This is a genomic window from Streptomyces sp. NPDC097129 (genome assembly GCF_055668065.1).
This window is the reverse complement of sequence record NZ_JBVOQE010000001.1, coordinates 1-25,255: the sequence shown is the minus strand read 5'-3', so window position 1 is coordinate 25,255 and position 25,255 is coordinate 1. Positions and strand designations below refer to the sequence as shown.

Genomic DNA, 25,255 nt, shown 5'->3' with positions numbered 1-25,255 from the left:
CCTGCCGAACGGGTTACGGCACCACCACGATCTTGCGTCCCACCCCCGCCGCGAACTGCTCCAGAGCCTGCGGGTACCGCTCCAGCGGCAGCCGGTCGCTGATGAAGACGTCCGGGTCGAGGATGCCGTTCGCGAAGAGTTCCGCCGCCCGTTCGAAGCTGTGCAGCACCGCCATCGAACCGGTGATCGTGATCTCCTGGTTGTAGACGCGGTACGGGTCGATCGTCACCCGCGTCGCATAGTCCGCGACCCCGAACTGCAGGAACGTGCCCGCCTTCGCCACCCGGCCCAGCCCGTCCTGGATCGCCGCCGCGTTGCCCGTCGCGTCCACGACCACGTCCCAGCCCTGCGGGCGGTCCAGCTCGTCGGCGCCCGCGGCCGCCGCGGACACGCCCAGCCGGCGGGCCGTCTCCAGGCGGGCCGGGTTCACGTCCACCACGTCCACGCTCGCCGCGCCCGTGCGCTTGGCCAGCTCCAGCATCATCAGCCCCATCGTGCCGGAGCCGTAGATCAGGACGTGCGCGCCGAGACGGGCACGCAGCACGTCGTAGCCGCGCACCGCGCACGACAGCGGCTCCACCAGCGCCGCGTCCTGGGTGCGCACCTGCTCGGGCAGCTTGACGCAGTTCGCGACCGGGGCGAGCGCGAACTGCGCCGCGCCGCCCGCCGTCGTCACGCCGATCGCGGCCCACCGCTCGCACAGGTTGTTGTGGCCGCTGCGGCAGTAGCGGCACTCGTAGCAGTACAGGGAGGGGTCGACGGCGACCCGGTCGCCCTCCGCGACCTCCGTGACCTGCGTGCCCACGGCGACCACCGTCCCCGCGAACTCGTGCCCCGGCACGATCGGCAGCTTCGGCGCGAACTCGCCCTGCAGGATGTGCAGATCGGTGCCGCACAGCCCGCAGGCCGCCACCTCGACGACGACCTCGCGCGGCCCCGGCGCCGGATCGGGGACCTCGGTGACGACGGCACGGCCCACGGACTCGATGACGGCGGCCTTCATTTCACAGCTCCCAACGACAGGCCCTGGACGAGTTTGTCCTGGGCGGCGAACCCCGCGGCGAGCACCGGCAGGGAGACGACGAGCGACGCGGCGCACACCTTCGCCAGGAACAGGCCCTGGCTGGTGATGAAGCCGGTCAGGAAGACGGGCGCGGTCTCGGCGACGACGCCGGTGAGCACCCGGGCGAAGAGCAGTTCGTTCCAGCTGAAGATGAAGCAGATCAGGGCGGTGGCGGCGATGCCCGGCAGGGCGATCGGCGCGACCACGCGCGCGAGGATCGTCGGCAGCCTGGCCCCGTCCACCCGCGCCGCCTCGATGACCGCGACCGGGACCTCGGCGAGGAAGGACTGCATCATCCACACCGCGATCGGCAGGTTCATCGAGGTGTACAGGACGACCAGCAGCCAGATGTTGTCCAGCAGTCCCGCGTTCCTGGCGAAGAGATAGACCGGCAGCAGGCCCGCCACGGCCGGCAGCATCTTCGTGGACAGGAAGAAGAACAGCACGTCCGTCCACTTGCGTACCCGCCGGATCGACAGCGCGTACGCCGCCGGCAGCGCCAGCAGCAGCACCAGTGCCGTCGACGCGACCGACGCCACCACCGAGTTGACCAGCGCCGGCCAGGGGCTCGCCCCGCCGCCCGCGCCGAAGAACTCGCGGTAGCCGTCGAGCGTCAGCGACGCGGCGAACGACGGCGGGTTGGTCGCCGCGTCCTGCTCGGAATGCAGGGACGTCAGCGCCATCCAGGCGACGGGCAGGAAGAACACGATCCCGGCCAGCCAGGCCAGCAGCCCCAGGCCGCCTCGGCGCAGTACGGCGCTCATGAGCGCGCCACCTCCTCACGGAACAGGGACGACACCACGCGCAGCGCGAGGGTCGCGATGACGATCGAGCCGATGACGACCAGGACGCCCGCGGCGGAGGCGAGGCCGTTCTCGTGGGCCTGGTAGAAGCTCTGGTAGACGGTGTAGGGCAGGTTCGCGGTGCCGAGCCCGCCGGACGTGATCGTGAAGACCGCGTCGAAGTTCTGCACGATGTAGATCGAGCCCAGCAGGCCGCCCAGTTCGAGGTAGCGGCGCAGGTGCGGCAGCGTGAGGTGGCGGAAGACCTGCCAGTCGCTCGCGCCGTCCACCCGCGCGGCCTCCATCTGCTCCGGGTCGAGGCTCTGCAGCCCGGCGAGCAGGATCAGCATCATGAACGGGGTCCACTGCCACACCAGGGACGCCTCGACCGCGAGCAGCGGGGTGTTCGAGATCCAGTCCGGCTGCGGGCCGCCGACGTAGTGCAACAGGCCGTTGAGCAGGCCGTATTCGGGGTTGTACAGGACGTGCTTCCACAGCAGGGCCGCCGCCACCGGAACGATCAGGAACGGCGCGATCAGCAGGGTGCGCACCACGCCCCGGCCGCGGAACCTGCGGTCCAGCAGCAGCGCGAGGGCCAGGCCCAGGACCAGGCTCGCCAGCACCACGGCCGCGGTGAGCAGCACCGTCGTCCACACGGAGTGGCGCAGGCCGGCGTCGGTGAGGACCTGGCGGTAGTTGTCGAGGCCGGTGAAGCGGCGGCCCTTGGGGTAGAGGGCGTTCCAGTCGAAGAAGGAGATCGCCAGCGTGGCCACGAACGGCAGCTGGGTCACGGCGATCATGAAGATCAGGGCGGGCAGCAGCGGGGCGCGGGTGGCCCATGCGCGCAGCCGCGCGGAGGGCTGCCGCAGCGCCCGGACGGGGGCTGTGGCCACGGGTGTCGTGGTGGTGGCGGTCATCGTCCCTCGTACTCCTTCGCGATGCGCTCGGCGAGTTGCTGGGACTTCTTCAGGGCCGTCCCGACGGACTGGCGTCCGGCGATGGCCGCGCTGATCTCCTGGGAGACCTTGGTGCCGAGGTCGGTGAACTCGGGGATGCCGACGAACTGGATGCCGGGCGCCGGGCGCGGCTGCACTCCGGGGTCGCGGGGGCGGGCGGTCTCGATGGCCTCGCGGGTCATCTCCTGGAAGGCGGCCGCCTCCTTGACGTAGGCCGGGTCGGTGTACGTCGACGCGCGCTTGCCGGCGGGGACGTCGGACCAGCCGAACTCCTTGCCGACCAGCTGCTCGTAGCCCTTGCCCGACGCCCAGGAGACGAACTTCCAGGCCTTGCCGGGGTTGCGGGAGGCCTGCTGGATGCCCCAGGCCCAGGTGTAGAGCCACCCGGCGGAGCGGGTGCGCTCCACGGGCGCGGGCGCGTAGCCGACCTTGCCCTTCACGGGGGAGTTCGCGGCCTCCAGGGAACCGGCCGCCGAGGTGGCGTCGTACCACATGGCGACCTTGCCCTGGGTCATGTTGTTCAGGCACTCGGCGAAGCCGGACTGGGCGGCGCCGGACTCGCCGTGGGCGCGGACCAGGTCGACATAGAACTGAGTCGCCTTCTCGAAGGCGGGGGAGTCGAGGCGCGCCGTCCAGTCCTTGTCGAACCAGGTGCCGCCGAAGGTGTTCACGACCGTCGTCAGGGGAGCCGTCAGCTCGCCCCAGCCGGGCAGTCCGCGCAGGCAGATGCCCTTCATGCCGGGCTCGGCGCCGTCCGCCTTCGCCGCCAGGGCGGCGACCTGCTGCCAGGTGGGGTGGGCGGGCATGGTCAGGCCCTTGGCCGCGAAGACGTCCTTGCGGTACATCAGGAACGACGACTCGCCATAGAACGGCTGGCCGTAGCGCTTTCCGTCGTCGCCGGTGAGGGACTCGGCGATGGGCCGCAGGACGTCCTTCTCGTCGAAGCCCGGGTCCTGGGCCACGTAGGAGTCCATCGCGTGCAGCCAGCCGTTGCGGGCGTAGATCGGTATCTCGTAGTTGGACAGGGTCGCCACGTCGTACTGGCCGGCCTGGTTGGCGAAGTCCTGGCTGATCTTGTCGCGGACGTCGTTCTCCGGCAGGACGGTGAAGTTGACCTTGATGCCGGTCTCGCGGGTGAAGTGGGTGGCGGTCAGCTTCTGCAGCTGGACCATCTGCGGGTTGTTGACCATCAGGACGTTGAGGGAGTCGCCGCCGGAACCGGACCCGCCCGCGCCGGCCCAGCAGCCGGACAGCAGCGGGGCGAGCAGCATCCCTGCGGTGGCCATGGCGAGCGCGGCTCGCGGCCTCCGTCGGCTCGGGGTGCGCATGGATCGCTCCTGGAGGTATGGGGAGATAAGGGGCGCCGCGGGCAAGGCGGCGTCCCGGGAGGGGAGTTGGCTTGGTTCAGACCCGGACGACCTGCGGGCCCAGCAGGGAGTAGCGGTGGGCCTCGGCCGCCGGGAGCTGGGTGCTCGTCACGATCGCCTCCAGCGCGCCGGCCTCGGCGAACCGGCAGAAGCTCACCGCTCCGAACTTGGTGTGCACGCCCGCGAAGACACAGCGCCGCGCGGCGCGCATCGCCTGCGCCTTGACCTCGCCGACCGCGGGGTCGGGCGTGGTCAGGCCGTACTCGCGGGAGATGCCGTTGGCGCCGATGTAGGCGAGGTCGAGCACGAACCCGGCGAGCATCTTCGTCGTCCAGTGGTCGACCGTGGCCAGCGTGCCGGAGCGGACCCGGCCGCCGAGCAGCAGCACCGAGGTGTTCGGCGCCTCGGCGAGCGCGCCCGCGACCGGCAGGGACGCGGTGACGACGGTCAGCGGCCGGTCCCGGGGGAGGGCCTCGGCGATGAGCTGCGGGGTGAAGCCCTCGTCGACGAAGACCGTCTCGGCGTCCCCGAGCAGCTCGGCCGCGGCGGCCGCGATCCGGCGCTTGTCGGCGACGTGGCTGGTGGCGCGGAAGGCGAGCGTCGTCTCGAACCCGGCGCTCTCCACCGGGTAGGCCCCGCCGTGGGTGCGGCGGACCAGCCCGTGGTCCTCCAGGGCGCGCAGATCCCGTCGTACGGTCTCCTTGGCCACGCCCAGTTCGGCGGCGAGCGCGGTGACGTCCACCGACCCGGTGGCGCGGGCGACCCGCACGATCTCCCGCTGGCGTTCCTCCGCACTCCTCGTCGTCATGACCGGTTCACCTCCCTCACCGCGGTGCCCGTTCGGGCCCTGGGGGAAGTTCTACAGCGGGTGCCCGGCGCTGACCAGGTCTGTTGCGGGCCCGATGCTGCCCGGATGTGCCCGTGTCCGCGGCGCGGCGCCCGCCGCGGACCTGCGGGTCAGCGGTGCGCGGGCGTGGGATCGGGCACGTCCGGTGCCCGGATACGGCGGCGGGCGGGCCCGTTCGGTGCCCGCCCGCGCCGGGGACGGACATTTTCCGCCGGATCAGTACGGCCAGATCGGCGGGTCGGTGACGAAGTGGCCGCCCAGGTACGCGTGGGCCTCGTCGTCCGGATCCAGTTCGCCCTGCTCGGCGATCAGCTTCGCGGCGTACGGCTCGGAGTCGTCCTGCGGTGCGTAGCCGAGCGCGCGGGCGGAGGTCAGGTCCCACCACAGGCGGGTGTTGGCGGACGAGCCGTACACCACGGTGTGGCCGACGTGCTCCGCGGTCAGGGCGGCGTGGAAGAGGCGGGCGCCGTCGGCCGGGCTCATCCACAGCGACAGCATGCGCACGCTGGTCGGCTCCGGGAAGCAGGAGCCGATGCGCACCGAGACGGTCTCCAGGCCGTGCTTGTCCCAGTACAGCTGGGCGAGGTCCTCGCCGAAGCACTTGGACAGGCCGTAGAAGGTGTCGGGGCGGCGCGGGGTGTCGACGGGGATCACCGGGTCGTCGCCCCGCGGCCGCGGGGTGTAGCCGACGGCGTGGTTGGAGGAGGCGAAGACGATGCGCCGCACGCCCTCCTGGCGGGCGGCCTCGTACAGGTGGTAGGTGCCCTCGATGTTCGCCGAGAGGATCTGGGCGAAGGGGGCTTCCAGGGAGATGCCCGCGAGGTGGATGATCGCGTCGACGCCCCGGACGGCCTCCCGCAGGGCGTCCGCGTCGGCGAGGTCGGCGGTGATCGCCTCGGGTGCGCCCTCGACCGGGCGGACGTCGAGCAGGCGCAGCGCGTAGCCGTGGGCGGGGAGCAGGTCCCGCATCAGGGTGCCGAGTCCGCCGGCGGCGCCGGTGAGCAGAACGGTGCGGGGAGCGGGCATCCTCGGACTCCTTGCGTCAACGGCCGCATGGGGGGCTGGCATTCACATGCGTGGACACGCTAAAGATCGGTGCGCCGCGTCGTCAAGGGGCGCGCGGAGCGGTGGAGTCCGTATGGCCTCACGTTGTGACCGGCGCGTTCGGCCCGGCCCCCGTGCTTGACCGTCGCCGAAGGGGCTCCCTAGGCTGATGATGTTCATGCATATGGACGCTGGTCAGGATCGTGGGCCGGTCGGACTCATGAGTCCGGTCAGAATCATGAGCCCGGCCGGAATCATGAGTGCCGCGCCTCCAGGGAGTGCCTGTGACGTCAGTCCCGCTCGCCGCTCGACTCGGCGTCCCCGGCGGGCCGTTGTTCTTCCCCGTCACCGCCTACGGCCCCGACGGCTCCGTCGACCTCGGCACCTACCGCACCCATGTGCGCCGGGGCGTCGAGGACGGGGCCGCCGCCGTGTTCGCCTGCTGCGGCACCGGGGAGTTCCACGCGCTGACGCCCGAGGAGTTCGCGGCGTGCGTGCGCACGGCCGTCGACGCCGCCGGCGGGCGCGTCCCCGTTCTCGCCGGCACCGGGTACGGCACCGCACTCGCCGTCCACTACGCCCGGCTCGCCGAGGACGCCGGGGCCGACGGGCTGCTCGCCATGCCGCCCTACCTCGTCGTCGCCGGGCAGGAGGGGCTGCTGCGGCACTACCGCGAGATCGCCGCCGCGAGCGCCCTGCCGGTGATCGTCTACCAGCGCGACAACGCCGTGTTCACCCCGGACACCGTCGTCGAACTCGCCCGCACCGAAGGCGTCATCGGTCTCAAGGACGGCCTCGGCGACCTCGGCCTGATGCAGCGCACCATCAGCGCCGTGCGCACCGACGCGCCGGGCGGCTTCCTGTACTTCAACGGCCTGCCCACCGCCGAGCTGACCCAGAGCGCCTACCGGGCCGTCGGTGTCCCGCTGTACTCCTCCGCCGTGTTCTGCTTCGCCCCCGCGATCGCCCTCGCTTTCTACCGGGCGCTCCAGGACGGCGACCAGGCGCGTGCCGACCGGCTGCTGGACGGCTTCTACCGCCCCTTCGTCGAGCTGCGCGCCCGGGGCCGCGGCTACGCCGTCTCCCTGGTCAAGGCGGGCGTACGGCTGCGCGGGCTGGACGTGGGCCAGGTGCGGCCGCCGCTGCACGAGCCGGCCGAGGAGCATGTCAAGCAGCTCGCGCGGCTCATCGAGCGCGGACAGGCCCTGCTGGAGGAGGACGAGTGAAGGCGTCGGCGTTCGTCTACCCCTGGGACGTGACCGGGGACCCGCGGGCGGCGGCCCGGATCGCCGCCCTCGGCGTGGAACAGGTGACCCTGGCCGCCGCCTACCACTCCACGCGCGCGTTGACGCCCCGCCACCCGCGGCACCGCGTCGTCACCGCCGAGTACGCCGCCGTGCTCTACCCGCCCGGCGAGGTCTGGCAGGACCGTGTCCTGCGTCCCTGCCCGGCCGGCGACTGGGCGCCCGGCGACGCCTACGGCGAGGCCGCCGCGGCGCTCGCCGACGCGGGCCTGGAGGTGCACAGCTGGGTGGTCCTCGCCCACAACTCCCGCCTGGGCGCCCGCCATCCGCACACCTCGGTCGTCAACGCCTACGGCGACCGCTACCCATGGGCCCCGTGCATCGCGCAGCCCGCCACCCGCGCGTACCTCGTCACGCTCGCCGCCGAGGCCGCGGTACGCCCCGGGGCGCACGGCACCGAGCTGGAGTCCCTCGGCTGGTACGGGCTCGCCCATCTGCACGCCCACGACAAGACGGGCGGCGTCGGGCTGAACGAGGCCGGGCAGTACCTGATGTCCCTGTGCTTCTGCCCCGCCTGCCGGGAGGGCTACGGCCGTCACGGGCTGGGCGCCGGTGAGCTGGCCGAGGCGGTGCGCACCGCGCTGGAGCCGGTGTGGCGCGAGGAGCCGGGCGAGCCCGGGTGGGCCGGTGTCGAGAAGCTGCTCGGCGAGTCCACGGCGGCCGCCACGCGCGCGTACCGCGTCGAGACCGCCCGCACCCTCCAGGAGGAGGCCGTCGCCGCCGTCCGCGCCGCCGCGCCGCAGGGCTTCCAGGTGCTGCTGCACGCCGACCCGGTGTCGTACCACTGCGGCGCCAACGCGGGCGTCGACCCGGCGCACATCCTCTCCGTCGCGGACGGCGTGGTCGTCCCCTGCACCGGCGGCCCGGACCTCCTGGCCCCGTTCGCCGAACAGCGCCGGGGCGTACTCGCCGCCAACCTCACCGTGGTCACCGGCATGGGCGGCAGCCCGGACACGCTGGCGGCGGACACGGCACGCGCGCGTGAGCTGGGCGCGACCGAGCTCCGGCTGTACCACGCGGGCCTCGCGTCGGACGCCGACCTGGCGGCGGTGCGGGAGGCGTTGAGCGGGGGCTGACCGGTCCACGCCGGACGCGCGGCCCCGGCGGCCCCGCGCGGGGCCCACCGTGCGGGCTGCGGCGTCCGGCGCGGTGACGGTGCCCTGCAGGAAGCACCGATGAACAGCGGTCCGCGGGGGACGCGGGCGGCGAGGCGGCATCGTGCGGCTGAGGCCCCGGGACGGGTCGGGAAGGTGCCGTGCTCCGTACCGTCATCCGCCGCCCCGGCACCGATGAGTTCCGCGGCTCGCCCCGGTCCACCTTCCGAGTGGCCCACGACCCGCGTGGCCCTCGATCCGCTCCGGGAGCACCGCATGAGTGACGACACGCCGACCTTCGACTTCGGACCGCAGGCCCGGATCGTGGCCCGCCTCGCGGAGGGCGTGCGCGACGAGCAGCTCGCGGATCCCACGCCCTGCCCGGACTACGCGGTCCGCAACCTGCTCGGCCACCTCGCCGGCCTCGCCGTCGCCTTCCGGGACGCCGCGCGCAAGGATCTCGGGCCGACCACGGACACCCCGCCGGGCGCGCATGTGCCGGACATCGCCCCCGACTGGCGAGCGGCACTGCCCAAGGCCCTCGACGAACTCGCCGACGCCTGGCGCGATCCGGCCGCCCGGACCGGCATGACCCGCGCGGGCGGCATCGACCTGCCCGCCGCGGTCACGGCGGCCGTCGCCATCGACGAACTGGTCATCCACGCCTGGGACCTGGCCCGCGCCACCGGCCAGCCGTACGATCCCGACCCGGTCGCGGTCCAGGCGGCGCACACCTTCCTCCAGGCATCCGCCGCCGACAACGGCAACGGCGTCTTCGGCCCGGTGATCCCGGTCCCCGAGGACGCCCCACTCCTGGACAGCGCGGTCGCCCTGAGCGGCCGCGACCCGCAGTGGACGCGACCGGAGGGGTGACGCAACGGTGTCACGGCCGGCCACCGGGCGGGCGTAGTGCCGGGTCGTCAGGCTCGTGTTCGCTGCCCGAGCCCGAGCCCGAGCCCGAGCCTGAGCCCGTGAACGGTTCGGCCGGCTCCGCCGCCGATCGCTCCTGGTCTTGACGGGTCCGCGTCCACTGTGAGTAGATCGCGCGAACCAGTCATGATCATTTCAAGGAGTAGGCCGTGATCTTCCTTGCTGTCGCGCACCAGGCGAATCAGGGCGTCGAATATCTGATCACTGCTCTGGCCGGCCTCTGGAGCGCGTCGATGATCTTCAGGCTGCGGCGCAAGAAGATGACAGGGGGCGAGCCGGCCATGGCTGCCTCCCCTGCCCGACTGCGTTCGCTCGCGATCTCCGGCTGGCTGGTCATAGGGCTGAGTCTGTTCCTGGCTGCTGCAGCCGTTCTCGTCCTCACCACCGGTCCCGTGTAGTCGCCGTCCGTACGATCGTGCCCGACGGCACCAGTGATCTCTCGTCCGTATGCGAGACCGTCAGCAGCCTGGAGACCACTCGCCCCTGCGTCGGGCGTTCTCGGGGCTCCTCACCGGCCTCGGTGACGTGAGTCAGTCGAAGAGGGTGACGAGCCCGGTCACCCAGATCGCGAGGAACGCCAGGGCCGCCATCAGGCAGCCGGCGCCCGCCAGTACACCGCCGACCGTCCGCGGCTCGGAGGGCGCCGCGTACTCCCCTTCCAGGTCGTCCCGGTAGGAGGCGGGGTGGTCCCAGTCGACGGGATGCCCCAATGCCTCGGCGCAGGCGGCCCGCACCGCTACCAGCTGCCGCTCCGCGAAGGCGGTGGCGGCCCTCGTCTCGGGACCGTGCCAGGCGAGGGCCTTCATCCGCCACCCGGGAGACCCGTATCGCGCCTCGAAGGCGGCGGTCTCGTCGGCGTCCCGGTCCTCTTCGAGGTACATCCAGCGTCCGGCCTCGGCGGCGTCGCCGTAGAGCCGGTACACCTCGGCCAGACGCCGGCGGAGCGTCAGGTCGTGCGGGAAGGACGACACGAGACCGCGCAGACGCTGGCGTGCGACAGGGATCCGGCCGGCGGCCAGGTCTGCCTCGGCTCGGGCAAGGGTCTCGCTCAGGGGCATGAACGCATGATCGAGTATCGCGCTGACCTGCGTCGACCTGATTACGTGGCCCCCGCGCGGTGCAGGTACCCCGAGGGTGAGGTCGACTTCCACGGGGCCCGGCGCCGTCGTCTCCGTGCCGGAGAACCGGCCGGAGCCCGACGCGGAGGCGGCCCGGCAGCACACCCGGCAGACCTGCCTCGGCGACTGGAGACCGTCGGTGTAAAGGCGTCACCGGGTCAGGGAGGGCGTGAGACACGTGACTTGACCGGATCTTTGCCTGGGAAAGAGGTATCGATCGGGCCACGGGCCTCGCGCCCGAGGGGGTGACGCGCGTAGAAACCTGTCATGCATAAGCCACTGCGTTTCGCGGCCGCCGCGGCCGCCTGTGCCGTCGCCGGTGCCGCCCTGTACGGCGCCGGCGCGGCCACCGCCGACCAGTCGACCGCCAACTCCACGCACGAGCCGTACAACATCGGCGTCCTGGCCAAGGACATCGACACCTACTACGGCACGACGCTCGACGCGGGCGGCGTCTACCAGGCCTCGCCCACCAGCCCGTACGCCAAGGACCTCGCGCAGATCGACGCGGCCGCCCGGAAGTACATCGACAAGGCCGCCCGCAAGGCGCTGAAGAAGGGCGAGAAGCCGGCCGTCGTCTTCGACATCGACGACACGCTGCTGCTCAGCCTCGACTACGAGAAGAAGACCAACTACACGTACAACGGCGCCACCTGGAACGCGTACGTGGACAAGGCCGACCGCCCGGCCGTCTTCGGCAGCCCCGAGCTGGTCCGCTACGCCGCGTCCCAGGGCGTCGCGGTCTTCTACAACTCCGGCCTGACCGACGCCCAGCGCACCGCCGCCGTCGACAACCTGAAGAAGGCCGGCGCAGACGTGAACCTGGACGCCGGCCACATGTTCCTCAAGGACAAGGCGAACCCGCCGGCGTACCTGAGCGGTTGCGCCACGCCCGGCACCTGGAACTGCACCACCGTGCAGTACAAGGCGGGCACGCGCCGGCACATCGAGGACGACCTCGGCTACGAGATCATCGCCAACTTCGGCGACCAGTACTCCGACCTCGAGGGCGGCTACGCCGACCGGACGTACAAGCTGCCGAACCCGACGTACTACGTGGGCTAGGCGCGGCGCACGTCAGCAGGGAGGAGCGCCCCAGCCGGTCGTCACCGGCGGGGGCGCTCTCGGGCGCTATGAACCACGCCGTCGGGCGAGGGGGCCACGAGGTGAGGGGGCAGCCCCCGAGCGGCTGCCCCCAAGTCCCCACGCCCCGCTACTTATTCAGCGCCGCCTTCATCATGGCCTTGGCCACCGGCGCGGCCAGCCCGTTGCCGCTGACCTCGGAGCGCGCCGCGTCGGACTGCTCGACCATGACCGCCACCGCGACCTCCTTGTCGCCGGCCTTGGCGTAGGAGGTGAACCAGGCGTACGGCGTCTTGCTGTTGTTCTCGCCGTGCTGCGCCGTACCCGTCTTGCCGCCGACCGTCGCGCCGGAGATCCGGGCGTTGGTGCCCGTGCCCTCCTCGACGACCGTCTGCATGGCCGACTGGAGCTGCTCGGCGGTGCGGGAGCTGACGATCTCCTTGCTCTGCGCGTCGTTGTCGTAGTTCTGCAGCACATCGCCGCCGCTGTCGGTGACCTGGGACACCATGTGCGGCGCCACCAGCTTGCCGCCGTTCGCGATCGCCGCCGACACCATCGCCATCTGCAGCGGGGTCGCCGTCACGTCGAACTGGCCGATGCCGCTCAGGCCGGTCTGCGCCTTGTCCATGTCCTTGGGGTACACGCTCGGGTACGCCCGCACCGGCACGTCCTGCTGCTCGTCGTTGAAGCCGAACTTCTCGGCCATGGCCCGCACCTTGTCCTGCCCCAGATCCACCGCCATCTTCGCGAAGACGTTGTTGCAGGAGTACTGCAGGGCGACCCGGATGGAGGCGTTTTCGCAGGGCGCCGACGGGTTCTCGTTGCTCAGGTCCTGCGAGGTCAACGGCAGCCGGTACGGGTCCGGGCTCACCGTCCGCTGGTCCACCGACGAGTACAGCCCGTCCTCCAGCGCGGCCGCGGCCACCACCAGCTTGAACGTGGAGCCCGGCGGCAGCGGCTGGCGCAGCCCCCGGTTGTTCAGCGGCTTGTCCGGATCGGCGTTCAGCTCCTTCCACGCCGTGCCCGCGGTGTTGGCGTCGGTGAGCGCGGACGGGTCGTACGACGGCGTGGAGACGACGGCGAGGAGCCGGCCCGTCTTCGGGTCGATGGCGACCGCCCCGCCCTTCTTGCCGCCGAGGGCCTTGTACGCCGCCTTCTGCACGTCCGGGTCGATGGTCGTCAGCACGTCGCCCGGATCGGCCCGCTTGCCGGTGACCGTGTCCATCACCGTCCGCAGCCGCGGGTCCGTGCCGTTGAGCAGGTCCGAGTAGATGCCCTCGAGCTGCGTCGGGGCGTACGCCTGCGAGGCGTAGCCCGTCACCGCCGCGTACAGCCTCCCGTCCGTGTACGTGCGCTTGTACTCCAGGTCACCGCCCGACGTCCGGGTCGAGCCGGTCACGGAGCGCCCGGCCACGATGATGTTGCCGAGCGGCTCCGCGTAGGTCTGGATCGCGTTGCGCCGGTTGTCCTTGTCGTCCGCGAGCGCCTTGCCGTCGTAGAACTGCACCCAGGTCGCCCGCACCAGCAGGGCGAGCACCAGGAGCAGCGCGAAGACCGATGCGCGCCTGATCGTCTTGTTCATCCCGATCAGAAGACGAGCAGGAGGGCGTCGATCGTTCCCTCGCGCCCGGATTTCTCATCGTCCGCTCAGGAAGCCCGCCGCGTACGCGGCGATCACAGCCTGGGTGCGGTCCCGGGTGCCGGTCTTGGCCAGCACCGACGCGACATGGGTCTTCACCGTCGCCGGGCCGACGCCCATGCGCCCGGCGATCTCCGCGTTGGTCAGCCCGGCCGCCATCAGGCGCAGCACCTCGCGCTCGCGGTCCGTGAGCCGCGCCACCCAGGCGGGGGGAGCGGCCCGGGCTCCCGCGTGGGCGGCCGCCAGGGTGCGCACGGCCGCGGGAAACAGCAGGGTGTCGCTGTGCGCGACCAGCCGTACCGCCTGCACCAGCGTGTCGGCGTCCACCCGCTTCAGCAGGAACCCGGCGGCGCCGGCGCGCAGAGCGTCGTACACGTAGGAGTCGTTCTCGAAGGTGGTGACGACGACGATGCGGGGCGGGTCGGCGAGCGTGGCGAGGATCTGCTCGGTGGCGCGGATGCCGTCGATCTGCGGCATGCGCACGTCCATCAGCACCACGTCGGGCCGCCGGTCGCGCACGACGGCGACGGCCTCGGCTCCGGTCGCCGCCTCCCCGACCACCTCCAGGTCCGGCTCCGCGGACAGGATGGCGTGCAGCGCGGTGCGGACCATGCGCTCGTCGTCGGCGAGGACGATCCGGATCGGCTTGACGCTCATACGGGACCCTTCGTCGCGGTCATGCGGTTCCTCTCGGCGGGGTCGTGCGGCCGCTCGGCCGGGTCATGCGGCTTCCCGCATCGGCAGGTGGACGTGCAGCCGCCATGCCTCCCCGGCCGGGCCGGCCTCGGCGGCGCCGCCCAGCAGCCGGGCCCGGTCGGCGATGCCGCGCAGACCGTGGCCGCCGCCGGGCCGGACGGCCGGGGTGCGCGAGGCGCCGAGGGGGTTGGTCAAGGTGATCTCCAGATGGGCCCCGGCGGCCGCGATCCGCACGTCCACCGCGGTCCCCGCGTCGCCGTGCCTCAGGGCGTTGCTCAGCCCTTCCTGCACGATCCGGTACGCCTCCCGGGACACCAGGGCGGGCAGCCCGGCGGGGTCGACGCCGACCTCGGCGCGTACCCGCAGTCCGCCCGCGCGGGTGCGGCGCAGCAGGGCCTCGAGATCGGCGGCGAGGGTGGGCGCGGGCGCCGTACCGGGCGCGTCCCCGGCGCGCAGCACGCCGAGGACGGCGTCGAGTTCACCGACGGTACGCCGGGTGGTGTCCTCGATCGCAAAGAGCGCCTCGCGGACGAAGTCCGGGTCGCTGTCCAGCACCCGGCGCGCCGCGCTCGCCTGCAGGGTGACCGCGCTGAGGGCGTGCCCGACGGAGTCGTGCAGCTCGCGGGCGAGCCGGTTGCGCACGGCGAGGTCGGCGGCGCGCGCCTCGGCGGCCGCCAGCCGGTCCTCCGGGGCCGGCCCGAGCAGCGCGGGCGCGCACCGGGCGAGCAGCGCACCGCAGACGGCCGCGCACCCGGCGAGCGCCAGCAGCATGGCGAGCCCGCAGACGGGGGCCAGCACCAGGCCCCAGCCGTGGACGAGGACGCCGGGCAGCCCCAGCCCGTCGCCGCGCAGCCCCGCGAACAGTGGCAGCGTCATCAGGACGACCGCGAACGGCGGCACGGCCAGCGACATCCCGGACAGGACCCCGCCGAGCCCGAGATGCAGCGTGAACCAGGTCGCCGACCGGCCGCGCGCGGCACGGCCCCGGGCCGGCGTGGGGGACAGGGCGTCGGCGTCGATGCCGCACAGGGCGCGCGCCGCACCCGCCTCCAGCGGCCGGGTCATCGGGAACACGGCGGCCGTGAGCGCGGCCAGCGGCAACCCCACGGCGAACGAGAGCAGTTGCAGCGGCAGATCACCGAAGACGTACCGGGAGCCCAGGGCGGGACCGATGATCACCTCGCCGACGAGGACGTACGGCATGGCGAGCGCACCGCCGAGGATCAGATGGACCCAACGGCGGCGCGCCCGCCTCCCGAACAGCAGCCGGGCCCCGGATCTCACGCGCCCGGCCCCCCGGTCGCCGTCGCTCCGGTGTCCGACGCGCCCGCCGTGGCGGCCGGCCGCTCCTGGCCCCCCGCCGGCCGGCCCGGGGCCGAGCGCACCCGGCCGGTGCCGGAGGCCGCGCGCACGATGCCCGGCGTCGCCCGCCCCGCGCCCGCACCCGCCCCTCCGGCGGGCGCCGCCGCAGGCCCGGCGCCCGGCGCGGGCCGTCCGCCGAGCCGCGCCGACCGCTCCGCGAGGAAGGACGCGCCGGCGGCGGCGACCAGAAGCCCGACGATCATGTGGCCAGCGTAGGTGAGGTTCATCAGGGGCGTGGGCCGGTCGGCGGCCTTTCCCACGCCGGTCAGCGAGGCCACCGCCAGCCAGCCGCCCCAGCAGGCCGTCGCGCCGGAGCCGAGCCAGGCCGGCGCCAACGGCAGCGCGGCGGGCAGCCGGTGGCTCCGGCGGAACGCCGGCAGCAGGCCACCGGCGACGGCCGACGCGAGGAAGACGACGTACAGGGCCTCCATGACGTAGAAGCCGCTGTCCCGGCCGGTGACGCGGCCCGCGCTGAGCCCGGCCGTGCCGCCGCACAGCCAGACCAGATGCGGGGCCATGACGGGCAGCGCGAGGACGGCTGCCGCACCGGCGGCCGTCCGCCGGGCGGACCCCGCAGCTCCGGACGGCCGCAGCCCGATGCGGCCGCGCCACAGACCGCCCCATCGCTCGCCGGCGTACCGCACGAACAACGCGCCCAGGCACAGGCCCTGCGCGATGAAGCCGGTGTACACCACGGCGAACACCCAGGCGTCCAGGAAGGGTTCACCGCCACCGGCCGCGTGTGCGCGCCCGCCCAGCGCCGTGACCAGCAGCTGGAGCGGGTATCCGGCCATGATCGGCGCGAGCAGCCCGGTGGCCACCCAGGCGGGGAGGACGAGCAGCCAGGCCGGCACCCGCCGCCCCCACGGCCGGGTCAGCAGCAGCACGAGCACGATCACCGCGCCGTCCATGAGAACGGTGACCCCGTTGGCCACGGCCATGGTGGTGGGGTGCTCCAGCAGCGGGCTGCCGTCCGGGATCCCGAGGCGGCTCCCGCTGATCCAGACGGCCTTGAGGGCGAGATACGGCACGCAGGCGGCGATGGCGACGGCCCGCAGCAGGCGGCGCGGCCGGTCGGCCGGTGCAGGGGTGAGTGACCGGGTCATGCCCCCACGCTCCCGCCTCCCGTGCGGCCTCGCCTCCTGCGCGGTGACGATCCGCCTCCGCCGCGCGGGGGAGAGAGGGTCAGCCCGGCGGACAGGGCCGCCCGGCACAGCGGACCGGCTGCCGGACTCGTCAGCCCGGCAGCCGGAGCACGACCTCCTCGATCTCCTCGCCGCGCGCCTGCGCGAACCCCGTGGCCCGGGCCGTCTCCAGAAAGCCGCACCTGCCGAGCACCCGCAGCGAGCCGACGTTGTCGGCGGCCGCCCGCGCGTACAGCGGGCGTTCGGGCACCTCGCCGATCAGGGCCCGCAGCGCGGCCGTGGCCACCCCGCGCCCCCAGTAGGCCCGGTCCACCCAGTACGTCACCTCGCGCTCACCCGGCTCCCCGTACACCGCCGCCGAGCCGACCACGTCACCGTCGGCGAGGATCGTACGCAGCACGACGGAGGACGCCCTCATCCTCCGCCAGCGTGCGTCGAAGGCGTCCCGGTCGGCCGGGTCCTTCGGCGTGAAGGCGGCCATGCGCAGCGCCTCCGGGTCGTTCATGTGCCGGAAGAACACCGGCAGATCACTGTCGTGGACCTCGCGGATGACGACGTTCATGCCGCCAGAGCCTACGGGCCGCCCCGCGGGATTGCCGAGGTCTCAGAGCCGGCGGGTGGCCAGCGTCAGCCGGTCGCGGGCGTCGAACAGGGCGTCCTTGACGAGCTGTTCGTGGGCGGGCGTGAGGCGCGCGACCGGCACCGAGCAGCTGATGGCGTCCCGCGCGGGGGTGCGGTAGGGGATCGGCACGCCGAAGCAGCGCAGCCCCAGGGTGTTCTCCTCGCGGTCCACGGCGAAGCCCTGCTCACGCACCTGGTGCAGCTCCTCGATGAGCTTCTCGCGGTCCGTGATGGTGTTCTCGGTCAGCGCCGGCAGCGTCTCCGGGAGCATCTTGCGGACCTGCTCGTCGCTGTACGTGGCGAGGATCGCCTTGCCCAGGGAGGTGGAGTGGGCGGGCAGCCGGCGGCCGACCCGGGTGAAGGGGCGCAGGTAGTGCTGCGACTGCCGGGTGGCGAGGTAGACGACGTTGGTGCCGTCCAGCCGGGCCAGATGGATGGTCTCGGTGGTGTCGTCGGAGAGCCGGTCCAGCGTCGGCCGGGCCGCCGCGACCACCTCGTCGCCGTCGATGTAGGAGGTGCCGACCAGCAGCGCCCGCACCCCGATGCCGTACCGCGTGCCGGTGGCGTCGGTCTCCACCCAGCCCAGGTCCACGAGGGTGCGCAGCAGCATGTAGAGGCTGGACTTGGGATATCCGACGGCCTCCTGCACCGATGCGAGGGAGTGCATGCCGGGGCGTGCCGCGAAGTACTCCAGCAGCTCCACCGTCCGTACCGCCGATTTGACCTGCGCCCCGCCGCCCGTCTCGCCTGCCGACATCGCCCTTGACCCCTTCGTTCGACGGGAAATAGTCTCCGAACTGTTCATCATCGAAGACAGTGTTCAGTATATCGAACGCCCTGGTGGGCGGAGACATACTGGGAGGGACCCACGGTGGCAGCAGCACCAGTCTGGAGTGTCGACCCCCGAACCGGGAAGCAGCGGGAACAGGTTGCGGTGGAAGCCACAGCCCAGGAGGTGGACGCCGCCGTCCGCGCCGCGCACGCCGCCCGCGACTCGCTCGCCGACCGCACCGTCCGCGCCGCCTTCCTGCGCACCGCCGCCGACCGGCTGCACGCCGCGAAGGACCACCTCATCGAGGTCGCCGACGCCGAGACCGCGCTCGGCCCGGTCCGGCTCACCGGTGAACTCGCCCGCACCTGCTACCAGTTGCGCGCCTTCGCGGACATCGTCGACGAGGGCGCCTTCCTCGACGTGGTCATCGACCACCCCGACGACACCGCCACCCCGCCGGTCCCGGACCTGCGCCGCTACAAGATCCCGCTCGGGGTGGTCGCGGTCTACTCCGCGTCCAACTTCCCCTTCGCCTTCTCCGTGCCCGGCGGCGACACCGCGAGCGCGCTCGCCGCGGGCTGCCCGGTCGTCGTCAAGTCCCACCCCGATCATCCGGGGCTGTCCGAGCTGGTCGCGAAGGTCCTGCGGGACGCCGCCGCGGAGCACGGCATCCCGGGAGGCGTCCTGGGTCTCGTCCACGGCTTCGAGGCGGGCGTCGAGCTGGTCAAGCATCCGCTGGTCGCCGCCGCGGGCTTCACCGGTTCGGTGCGCGGCGGCCGGGCACTGTTCGACGCGGCCGCCGCCCGCCCGGTGCCCATCCCGTTCCACGGTGAACTCGGCTCCCTCAACCCGGTCGTGGTGACCGAGGCCGCGGCCGCCGAGCGCCCGGAGGCCATCGGCACCGGGCTCGCCGGATCGATGACCCTCGGCGTCGGCCAGTTCTGCGTCAAGCCCGGCCTGGTCCTCGTACCCTCCGGCGCGGCCGGCGACGGACTGGTCAAGTCCCTCACCGACGCCGTCAGCGACACCGACGCCGGCGTCCTGCTCGACCACCGGATGCGGGACAACTTCCTCGCCGGGGTGACCGAGCGCGCCCAGCTCCCCGACGTCGAGACGCCGGTGACGCCGGGCGCGGGCGGCGAGCACACGGTCAGCGCCGGTTTCTTCACGGTGCCGGCGAGCAGGCTGGCCGAGGAGGGGGCGTACGACCTGCTCCTGGAGGAGTGCTTCGGCCCGGTCACCGTCGTGGCCCGCTACGAGGACGAGGCCGAGGTCAAGGGCGTGCTGTCCCGGCTGCCGGGCAACCTCACCGCGACCGTTCAGCTGTCGTCGGAGGAGGCCGCCGGGGAGGGCCGCGGGGCGGAGCTCCTCCAGGAGCTGACGCCGCTGGCGGGCCGCGTGCTGGTCAACGGCTGGCCGACGGGCGTCGCGGTGGCGCCCGCGCAGCACCACGGGGGGCCGTACCCGGCGACGACGTCCACGTCCACGTCGGTGGGCGGCACCGCGATCGAGCGGTGGCTGCGGGCGGTGGCGTACCAGGGCGCGCCCGAGGCGCTGCTGCCGCCGGAGCTGCGGGACGACAACCCGCTGGGACTGCCGCGCCGGTTCGACGGGCGGCTGGAGCGGTAGCGGTTTCACCGCAGGGGCGCGGGACTCCTCCGGCCGCGGGTTCGCCGCGGCGGGTCGCGCAGTTCCCGCGCCCCTCGGCGGCGTTGCCCGAGCCGTGTGCTCAACACAGCCGTCACCGCGAAGAGTGCTGCCGCGGCAACCAGGCTCCAGCGCATGGGAGCCGGCCGGTGAACTGCTGGAGACCGCCGCACCCCCGATGGACCAGGTGGCCCGCGCCTGCGGCCTGGGCACGGCGGACTCCCTGCGCGCCCCCACCTGGTCCGCCGCACCGGCCCGACCCCGGGCGCGTACCGGGGCCCGTTCCACCGCCTGGAGGCTGTGGCCTGATCATTCGCCGGCGGCCCGGCTGAGCCGCGCCCCGGCGGACGAGGTGTCGCCGAGATGGACGATGACGACCGCCGCGAGGCCGATCGCCAGGCCGAGAGCCGTCTGCGCGCCGAACGGTTCGCCGAACATGAGGGCTCCCCAGACCGCCGTGACCGGAGCCATGAGGAACATGAGCGTGTTGACCCGGGTGGTTCCGGAGCGCTTCAGGATGAGCCAGTACAGCCCGTATCCGCCGAAGGTCGGCAAGGTCACGAGCCAGGTGATCGCTGCCCAGAACGACGGCTCGACGGGCGGTTCCGCGGCCCCGAGGCTCACGGCGAGTGCCGTGAAGACGACGCCGCTGGTGGCGCAGTGGACGGTCAACGACACCACGGGGGCGACCCGCACGCGGGAACGGCCCTCGATGAACGTGGCGCCCACGAGCGAGAACATGCCGAGGAAGGGGATGAGATACGCCCACCAGGCGACTCCGGCGCCGACCGAGGCGTCGGCCAGGGTGACGACGGCGACGCCGCCCACTCCCAGGCACAGGCCGAGCCACTGCACACGTGAGACGTACTGACGCAGCAACGGTCCGGCGAGCGCTCCGGCGACAAGGGGCTGAACGCCGTCGATCAGGGCCGTGGTGCCGCTGGAGACCCCGAGTTGGATCGCGTAGTAGACGGTGAGCAGATAGCCGCTCTGCGAGAGGACGCCGATCACGACCTGCCGGGCCACATCCCGCCTGCCGAGCCCTTGCCACGCGGCTCTGCGGACGCCGGCGACGGCTAACAGGGCGATGGTCGCCGGCAGGAAGCGCCACATCAGGATCGTGACGGCGGCCGCGCTGCCGGCGCCGAGCTTCGCGCCGATGAACCCGGAGCTCCAGCAGAGCACGAAGGCGGTCGAGAGAAGGATGTTCACGCCCCACCTCCACTAAACAGATCGGTATACCCGCCATCCGTCAGCGTACTATACAGATCGGTATACTCTCGAGGTGTGAGTACCACTGAAGGGCCGCGACGGATCACGATGACGCCTGCCGCGCGACGCGTCCTGGAAGCCGCCGCGAGACTCTTCTACGAGCGCGGCATCCATGCCGTCGGGGTGGACCTGATCGCCGCCGAGGCCGGCGTGACGAAGAAGACCCTCTACGACCGGTTCGGCTCCAAGGAGCAGATCGTCGTGGAGTACCTCGCGGACCGTGATGAACGCTGGCGGGCCTTCCTCGCCCCGTACCTGGACGCCGCAGCCCTGCCGGTGGCCCGCGTCCTGGCCGTCTTCGACGCCTCACGCGCGTGGGCGGTGCTGAACAGCCCCAAAGGCTGCAGCATGGTCAACGCGCACGCCGAGATCAGCGACCCGTCGCATCCTGCCCACGCGATCATCACCGAGCAGAAGCGGTGGATGCTCGACCTGTTCACCGGCCTCGCCGCCGGCATCGCCCCGGACCGGGCCGGTGAACTGGGCCGCACGCTCATGCTGCTGCACGAAGGGGCGCTCGTCGCCCACGGCCTGAACACCTTCGCGGACCCCATCGAGCACGCGCGCGAACAGGGACAGGCTCTCCTGGCCCGCGCACAGGACCGGGGCGCGAGACCCGCCGGGGAATGAACCCCTCTCCTTGAACGTTCACATATCAGAGGGCGGTGCATCCCGTTCCCCCCCCCACGCGACCCCTGGAGTGAGTGAGCCGTGACCCTGCGCGTCGAGATCTGGAGCGACCTCGCCTGCCCCTGGTGCTACGTCGGCAAGGCCCGCTTCGAGCAGGCGCTCGCGGCCTTCCCGCACCGCGACCAGGTGGAGATCGTGCACCGCTCCTTCGAACTGGACCCCGGCCGGGCCAAGGACGACGTCCAGCCCGTGCTCACCATGCTGACCAAGAAGTACGGCATGAGCGAGGCGCAGGCGCAGGCCGGCGAGGACAACCTCGGCGCCCAGGCCGCCGCCATGGGCCTGGACTACCGCACCCACGGCCGCGACCACGGCAGCACCTTCGACATGCACCGCCTGCTGCACTTCGCCGAGGAGCAGGGCAAGCAGGACGAACTGCTGGACGCGCTGTACAAGGCCAACTTCGCCGAGGAGCGGTCCGTCTTCAACGACGACGAGCGGCTCGTGGACCTGGCCGTCACCGCCGGCCTCGACGCCGACGCCGCCCGCGCGGTCCTCGCCGACCCCGAGGCCTACGCCGACGCCGTCCGCGAGGACGAGCGCGAGGCCGCCCGGCTCGGCGCGCGCGGGGTGCCGTTCTTCGTGCTCGACCGCACCTACGGCGTCTCCGGCGCCCAGAGTGCCGAGGTCTTCACCCAGGCGCTCACCCAGGCATGGGGCGAACGCTCCCCGCTCACCCTCCTGGACGGCGGCGGCGCCGAGGCGTGCGGTCCGGACGGTTGCGCGGTGCCGCAGCACGGCTGACGCGGAGAAAACGGCAGGTCAGCGCGTACCTATAAGGATGCCTTGACGGTACCGCGCGAAAATACGCGATGGACGGCGACTTCACGGGGCCGCACAGTGGTCCCATGGAGACCTTCGAGAGCCTCGTCCGCGCCGAGTTCGCCCCGGAGAACACCTATCTGAACACCGCGAGCAACGGCCTGCTCCCGGCCCGCACCGTGACCGCCCTGCACCGGGCGGTGCGGCTGCGCGCCGAGGGCAGGCCGCTCGGTTCCCTGTACGAGGACGTGGAGGCCGTCCGCGCCTCCTTCGCCCGGCTGACCGGCGTCCCCGCCGAACGCGTGGCGATGGGCGGCTCGGTCGCCGAGTACGGCGCGCTGATCGCCGCCTCGCTGCCCGCCGGAGCCGAAGTCCTCACCGCCGAGGCCGACTTCTCCTCCCTGGTGAACCCCTTCCACATGCGCGCCGACCTCACCGTGCGCGCCGTACCGCTGGAGGAGCTCGCCGCGTCCGTCCGGCCCGGCACCGCGCTCATCGCGGTCAGCGCCGCCCAGTCCGCCGACGGCCGCCTCGCCGATCTGCCCGCGGTGCGGGAGGCGGCCCGCGCGCACGGGGCCCGCGTCTACGTCGACGCCTCCCAGTCGGCCGGCTGGCTGCCCGTCGACCCGGGTGACTACGACTTCCTCGCCGCCGTCGGTTTCAAATGGCTCCTCGGCCCGCACGGCGCCGCGTTCTTCGTCGCCCCGGACGCCACGCGGGACTTCGGCGGGCTCACGCCGCTGCTCGCCGGCTGGTCCTCCGGCGAGCAGCCCTGGGACAGCTGCTACGGCCCCGTCACCGAACTCGCCCACGCGGTGAGGCGTTTCGACGTCAGCCCCGCCCTGTTCTCCTACGCCGGACTGCGCACCTCCCTCGAACTGATCGAGGAGATCGGCGTGGACGCCGTCCACGCACACGACGTGGCGCTCGCCGAGCGGTTCCGCAAGGGGCTCGGCTCCCTCGGCCACGAGCCGGTCCCGGCACCCGGCTCCGCGATCGTGTCGGTGCCCGGACTGGGCGGCCGCCAGGGCGAGTTGAGCGACGCGGGCATCGAGGTCTCGAACCGGGCGGGCAACCTGCGCGCCGCGTTCCACCTGTACACCACGACGGCCGACGTGGACCGGCTGCTCGACGTGCTGTCCGGCTGAGCGCACCTGCCCGGCCCGGCGCACACGACCGGGCCGGGACCCCCCGTCCCACACGAGGAGGTCCCGGCCCGGTGGTCGGTGTCCGGTCAGCTCACCGGACGGGAGTGAAGTCCCGCGCCCCGATGAACTCCGGCCGCCGGATCGGCGCCGCGAACGGCTCCACGGCCGTGTTCTCCACACTGTTGAACACGATGAAGACGTTGCTGCGCGGGTACGGCGTGATGTTGTCGCCGGAGCCGTGCATGGCGTTGCAGTCGAACCAGGTCGCCGAGCCCGGCTTGCCGGTGAACAGCCGGATGCCGTACTCGCCCGCGAGCGACGTGAGCGCCCCGTCGGACGGGGTGCCCGCGTCCTGCATCTGCAGCGACTTCTTGTAGTTGTCCTTCGGCGTCTCGCCCGCACAGCCGAGGAACGTCTTGTGCGACCCCGGCATGATCATCAGACCGCCGTTGGTGTCGAAGTTCTCGGTCAGCGCGATCGACACGGACACCGTCCGCATCCGCGGCAGACCGTCCTCCGCGTGCCAGGTCTCGAAGTCGGAGTGCCAGTAGAAACCGCTGGCGCCGAAGCCCGGCTTGACGTTGATCCGGGACTGGTGGACGTACACGTCCGAGCCGAGGATCTGCCGGGCGCGGCCGACGACCCGCTCGTCACGCACGAGCTTCGCGAACACCTCGCTGATGCGGTGCACCTCGAAGACCGAGCGGATCTCCTTGGACTGCGGCTCCACGATGGACCGCTCGTCCTCGCGGATCGCCGGGTCGGTGACCAGCCGGTCCAGCTCACGCTTGTACTCGGCGACCTCGCCGGGCGTGATGATCTGGTCGACGGCGATGAAGCCGTCGCGCTCGAAGGCGCCGAGGTCGGCCGGCTGGAAGGGGCCCGGGGCGTCCGGGGCTCCCCAGACGACCGGGTCCTGCCGGGGCACCGTCACCTCGGTGGCGCCGCGGGTGGGGTACAGGTCCGTGACGGTGCTCCTGGTCGTGGTGGCCGTCATGCGGTTCACACCTCCTCGGGTTCGGTGAGCAGCGGGTAGACGCCGTTCTCGTCGTGGTCCTCCCGGCCGGTGACGGGCGGGTTGAACACGCAGATGCAGTGGAAGTCCTCCTTGACCTTGAGCGTGTGCCGCTCGTGGCCGTCCAGGAGGTACATGGTGCCGGGGGTGATCGTGTGGGTCTTCCCCGTCTCGTGGTCGGTGAGCTCGGCCTCGCCCCGGGTGCAGACCACGGCCTCGATGTGGTTGGCGTACCACATCGACGTCTCGGTCCCGGCGTAGAGGATCGTCTCGTGCAGCGAGAAGCCGACGCGCTCCTTGGCGAGGACGATGCGTTTGCTCTCCCAGGTGCCGGACGCGGCCTTCACATGGCGGTCGGTGCCTTCGATCTCCTTGAACGAACGGACGATCACGGTGGTGCGATGCCTCCTAGATAGGGGTGTACGGGTGCGGGCGGGTGAGGGGTGTCTCAGGCGGTCTCGCGGACGGCGCGGGCCAGGGTCTTCAGACCCTCGTCCAGCTCCTCCGGGGTGATGGTCAGGGCCGGCAGCAGCTTGACGACCTCGGACTCGGGACCGGAGGTCTCCACCAGCAGCCCCAGCTCGAAGGCGCGGTGCGCGATGCGTCCGGCGCGGGCCTTGTCGTGGAACTCCATGCCCCACACCAGGCCGCGGCCGCGGTACTCCTTGACGTCGGCGAGGTTCTCCTCGGTGATGGAGATCATCCACTGCTCGACCTGCTCACCGCGGGTGCGGGTCTGCTTCTCCATGGCGGCGCCGTCGGCCCAGTACGTCTCCAGCGCGGCGGTGGCGGTGACGAACGCCGGGTTGTTGCCGCGGAAGGTGCCGTTGTGCTCGCCCGGCTCCCACACGTCCAGCTCGGGCTTGAACAGGCACAGCGACATCGGCAGGCCGTATCC

Annotated in this window: 26 protein-coding genes and 2 pseudogenes; 11 read left to right on the top strand and 17 right to left on the bottom strand. The window is 72.5% G+C overall.

The features are described from left to right. Positions 1-13: 13 nt before the first annotated feature. The 6 genes from AC0B9F_RS00140 to AC0B9F_RS00115 form a co-directional block, all read right to left on the bottom strand. Positions 14-1,003, bottom strand: coding sequence for a zinc-dependent alcohol dehydrogenase family protein (locus tag AC0B9F_RS00140; RefSeq protein ID WP_471997888.1), 990 nt, complete (start codon positions 1,001-1,003; stop codon positions 14-16). After that, positions 1,000-1,827 (bottom strand): carbohydrate ABC transporter permease, encoded by an 828-nt coding sequence (locus AC0B9F_RS00135; protein WP_471997886.1) that lies wholly within the window; start codon positions 1,825-1,827, stop codon positions 1,000-1,002. Before AC0B9F_RS00135 ends, AC0B9F_RS00140 begins: the two co-directional genes overlap by 4 nt. Next, positions 1,824-2,762, bottom strand: coding sequence for a carbohydrate ABC transporter permease (locus tag AC0B9F_RS00130; protein ID WP_471997885.1), 939 nt, complete (start codon positions 2,760-2,762; stop codon positions 1,824-1,826). Before AC0B9F_RS00130 ends, AC0B9F_RS00135 begins: the two co-directional genes overlap by 4 nt. Then, on the bottom strand, positions 2,759-4,129 hold the full coding sequence (locus AC0B9F_RS00125; protein ID WP_471997883.1) for an ABC transporter substrate-binding protein: 1,371 nt from the start codon (positions 4,127-4,129) through the stop codon (positions 2,759-2,761). The genes AC0B9F_RS00130 and AC0B9F_RS00125 overlap by 4 nt, the downstream gene beginning before the upstream one ends. A 76-nt stretch (positions 4,130-4,205) precedes the next feature. Beyond that, on the bottom strand, positions 4,206-4,976 hold the full coding sequence (locus tag AC0B9F_RS00120) for a DeoR/GlpR family DNA-binding transcription regulator (protein WP_471997882.1): 771 nt from the start codon (positions 4,974-4,976) through the stop codon (positions 4,206-4,208). A gap of 255 nt (positions 4,977-5,231) precedes the next feature. Continuing rightward, positions 5,232-6,041, bottom strand: coding sequence for an NAD-dependent epimerase/dehydratase family protein (locus tag AC0B9F_RS00115; protein WP_471997881.1), 810 nt, complete (start codon positions 6,039-6,041; stop codon positions 5,232-5,234). 302 nt (positions 6,042-6,343) lie between these two features. Between AC0B9F_RS00115 and AC0B9F_RS00110 the strand changes: the two genes are divergently transcribed. The 4 genes from AC0B9F_RS00110 to AC0B9F_RS00095 all read left to right on the top strand — a co-directional run bounded on the left by AC0B9F_RS00110 (position 6,344) and on the right by AC0B9F_RS00095 (position 9,785). Next, positions 6,344-7,285 carry a 5-dehydro-4-deoxyglucarate dehydratase gene (locus AC0B9F_RS00110; RefSeq protein WP_471997880.1) on the top strand — a complete coding sequence of 314 codons (942 nt, stop codon included), beginning with the start codon at positions 6,344-6,346 and terminating at the stop codon, positions 7,283-7,285. Then, complete coding sequence (locus AC0B9F_RS00105; RefSeq protein WP_471997879.1) at positions 7,282-8,439, top strand: hypothetical protein; 1,158 nt, start codon at positions 7,282-7,284, stop codon at positions 8,437-8,439. The genes AC0B9F_RS00110 and AC0B9F_RS00105 overlap by 4 nt, the downstream gene beginning before the upstream one ends. A gap of 294 nt (positions 8,440-8,733) precedes the next feature. After that, on the top strand, positions 8,734-9,330 hold the full coding sequence (locus AC0B9F_RS00100) for a TIGR03086 family metal-binding protein (RefSeq protein WP_471997877.1): 597 nt from the start codon (positions 8,734-8,736) through the stop codon (positions 9,328-9,330). 206 nt (positions 9,331-9,536) lie between these two features. Then, positions 9,537-9,785: a hypothetical protein gene (locus AC0B9F_RS00095; RefSeq protein WP_471997876.1), complete on the top strand. Its 249-nt coding sequence runs from the start codon at positions 9,537-9,539 to the stop codon at positions 9,783-9,785. Positions 9,786-9,917: 132 nt separating this feature from the next. Here the strand turns inward: AC0B9F_RS00095 and AC0B9F_RS00090 are convergent, their stop codons facing one another. Next, entirely contained in the window at positions 9,918-10,445 is a 528-nt protein-coding gene (locus AC0B9F_RS00090; RefSeq protein WP_471997874.1) for a DUF6584 family protein, read from the bottom strand. 88 nt (positions 10,446-10,533) lie between these two features. Here AC0B9F_RS00090 and AC0B9F_RS00085 point away from each other — a divergent pair. Further along, a pseudogene (locus tag AC0B9F_RS00085) lies at positions 10,534-10,650 on the top strand (pectinesterase family protein); the annotation flags it as partial. A 122-nt stretch (positions 10,651-10,772) separates the two neighbouring features. Beyond that, positions 10,773-11,570: an HAD family acid phosphatase gene (locus tag AC0B9F_RS00080; RefSeq protein ID WP_471997873.1), complete on the top strand. Its 798-nt coding sequence runs from the start codon at positions 10,773-10,775 to the stop codon at positions 11,568-11,570. 148 nt (positions 11,571-11,718) lie between these two features. On the opposite strand, the gene AC0B9F_RS00075 is transcribed toward AC0B9F_RS00080, so the two are convergent. The 6 genes from AC0B9F_RS00075 to AC0B9F_RS00050 all read right to left on the bottom strand — a co-directional run bounded on the left by AC0B9F_RS00075 (position 11,719) and on the right by AC0B9F_RS00050 (position 17,808). Then, complete coding sequence (locus AC0B9F_RS00075; protein ID WP_471997872.1) at positions 11,719-13,170, bottom strand: peptidoglycan D,D-transpeptidase FtsI family protein; 1,452 nt, start codon at positions 13,168-13,170, stop codon at positions 11,719-11,721. Between the two features lie 54 nt (positions 13,171-13,224). Further along, the gene (locus AC0B9F_RS00070) at positions 13,225-13,884 is read right to left on the bottom strand and encodes a response regulator transcription factor (RefSeq protein WP_471997870.1); all 660 of its coding nucleotides are present in this window, start codon (positions 13,882-13,884) and stop codon (positions 13,225-13,227) included. Between the two features lie 63 nt (positions 13,885-13,947). After that, the gene (locus tag AC0B9F_RS00065; RefSeq protein WP_471997869.1) at positions 13,948-15,207 is read right to left on the bottom strand and encodes a sensor histidine kinase; all 1,260 of its coding nucleotides are present in this window, start codon (positions 15,205-15,207) and stop codon (positions 13,948-13,950) included. Then, positions 15,204-16,391 carry a hypothetical protein gene (locus AC0B9F_RS00060; RefSeq protein ID WP_471997868.1) on the bottom strand — a complete coding sequence of 396 codons (1,188 nt, stop codon included), beginning with the start codon at positions 16,389-16,391 and terminating at the stop codon, positions 15,204-15,206. Before AC0B9F_RS00060 ends, AC0B9F_RS00065 begins: the two co-directional genes overlap by 4 nt. Positions 16,392-16,521: 130 nt before the next feature. After that, entirely contained in the window at positions 16,522-16,992 is a 471-nt protein-coding gene (locus AC0B9F_RS00055) for a GNAT family N-acetyltransferase (protein WP_471997867.1), read from the bottom strand. Between the two features lie 42 nt (positions 16,993-17,034). Further along, complete coding sequence (locus tag AC0B9F_RS00050; protein WP_471997866.1) at positions 17,035-17,808, bottom strand: IclR family transcriptional regulator; 774 nt, start codon at positions 17,806-17,808, stop codon at positions 17,035-17,037. A 114-nt stretch (positions 17,809-17,922) separates the two neighbouring features. Here AC0B9F_RS00050 and AC0B9F_RS00045 point away from each other — a divergent pair, with 114 nt between their 5' ends. Continuing rightward, positions 17,923-19,452 (top strand): aldehyde dehydrogenase (NADP(+)), encoded by a 1,530-nt coding sequence (locus AC0B9F_RS00045; protein ID WP_471997865.1) that lies wholly within the window; start codon positions 17,923-17,925, stop codon positions 19,450-19,452. A gap of 157 nt (positions 19,453-19,609) precedes the next feature. Continuing rightward, positions 19,610-19,779: pseudogene (locus AC0B9F_RS00040) on the top strand (AraC family transcriptional regulator); the annotation flags it as partial. Here AC0B9F_RS00040 and AC0B9F_RS00035 read toward each other — a convergent pair. Further along, on the bottom strand, positions 19,780-20,682 hold the full coding sequence (locus AC0B9F_RS00035) for a DMT family transporter (protein WP_471997864.1): 903 nt from the start codon (positions 20,680-20,682) through the stop codon (positions 19,780-19,782). It lies immediately after the preceding pseudogene. Between the two features lie 108 nt (positions 20,683-20,790). On the opposite strand from AC0B9F_RS00035, the gene AC0B9F_RS00030 reads away from it, so the two are divergent. From AC0B9F_RS00030 to AC0B9F_RS00020, 3 genes are all read left to right on the top strand, one after another. Beyond that, positions 20,791-21,372 carry a TetR/AcrR family transcriptional regulator gene (locus AC0B9F_RS00030; RefSeq protein WP_471998965.1) on the top strand — a complete coding sequence of 194 codons (582 nt, stop codon included), beginning with the start codon at positions 20,791-20,793 and terminating at the stop codon, positions 21,370-21,372. Positions 21,373-21,459: 87 nt separating this feature from the next. After that, positions 21,460-22,176 (top strand): DsbA family oxidoreductase, encoded by a 717-nt coding sequence (locus AC0B9F_RS00025; RefSeq protein ID WP_471998964.1) that lies wholly within the window; start codon positions 21,460-21,462, stop codon positions 22,174-22,176. Positions 22,177-22,280: 104 nt separating this feature from the next. Further along, on the top strand, positions 22,281-23,342 hold the full coding sequence (locus AC0B9F_RS00020) for an aminotransferase class V-fold PLP-dependent enzyme (protein ID WP_471997863.1): 1,062 nt from the start codon (positions 22,281-22,283) through the stop codon (positions 23,340-23,342). Positions 23,343-23,433: 91 nt separating this feature from the next. Here AC0B9F_RS00020 and thpD read toward each other — a convergent pair whose 3' ends face one another. The 3 genes from thpD to AC0B9F_RS00005 all read right to left on the bottom strand — a co-directional run. After that, on the bottom strand, positions 23,434-24,339 hold the full coding sequence (gene thpD / locus AC0B9F_RS00015; protein ID WP_471997861.1) for an ectoine hydroxylase: 906 nt from the start codon (positions 24,337-24,339) through the stop codon (positions 23,434-23,436). A gap of 5 nt (positions 24,340-24,344) precedes the next feature. Then, positions 24,345-24,749, bottom strand: coding sequence for an ectoine synthase (locus tag AC0B9F_RS00010; RefSeq protein ID WP_361636407.1), 405 nt, complete (start codon positions 24,747-24,749; stop codon positions 24,345-24,347). Between the two features lie 56 nt (positions 24,750-24,805). Further along, positions 24,806-25,255, bottom strand: a 450-nt coding sequence (locus AC0B9F_RS00005; RefSeq protein ID WP_471997860.1) for an aminotransferase class III-fold pyridoxal phosphate-dependent enzyme, incomplete at its 5' end; no start/stop codon positions are given.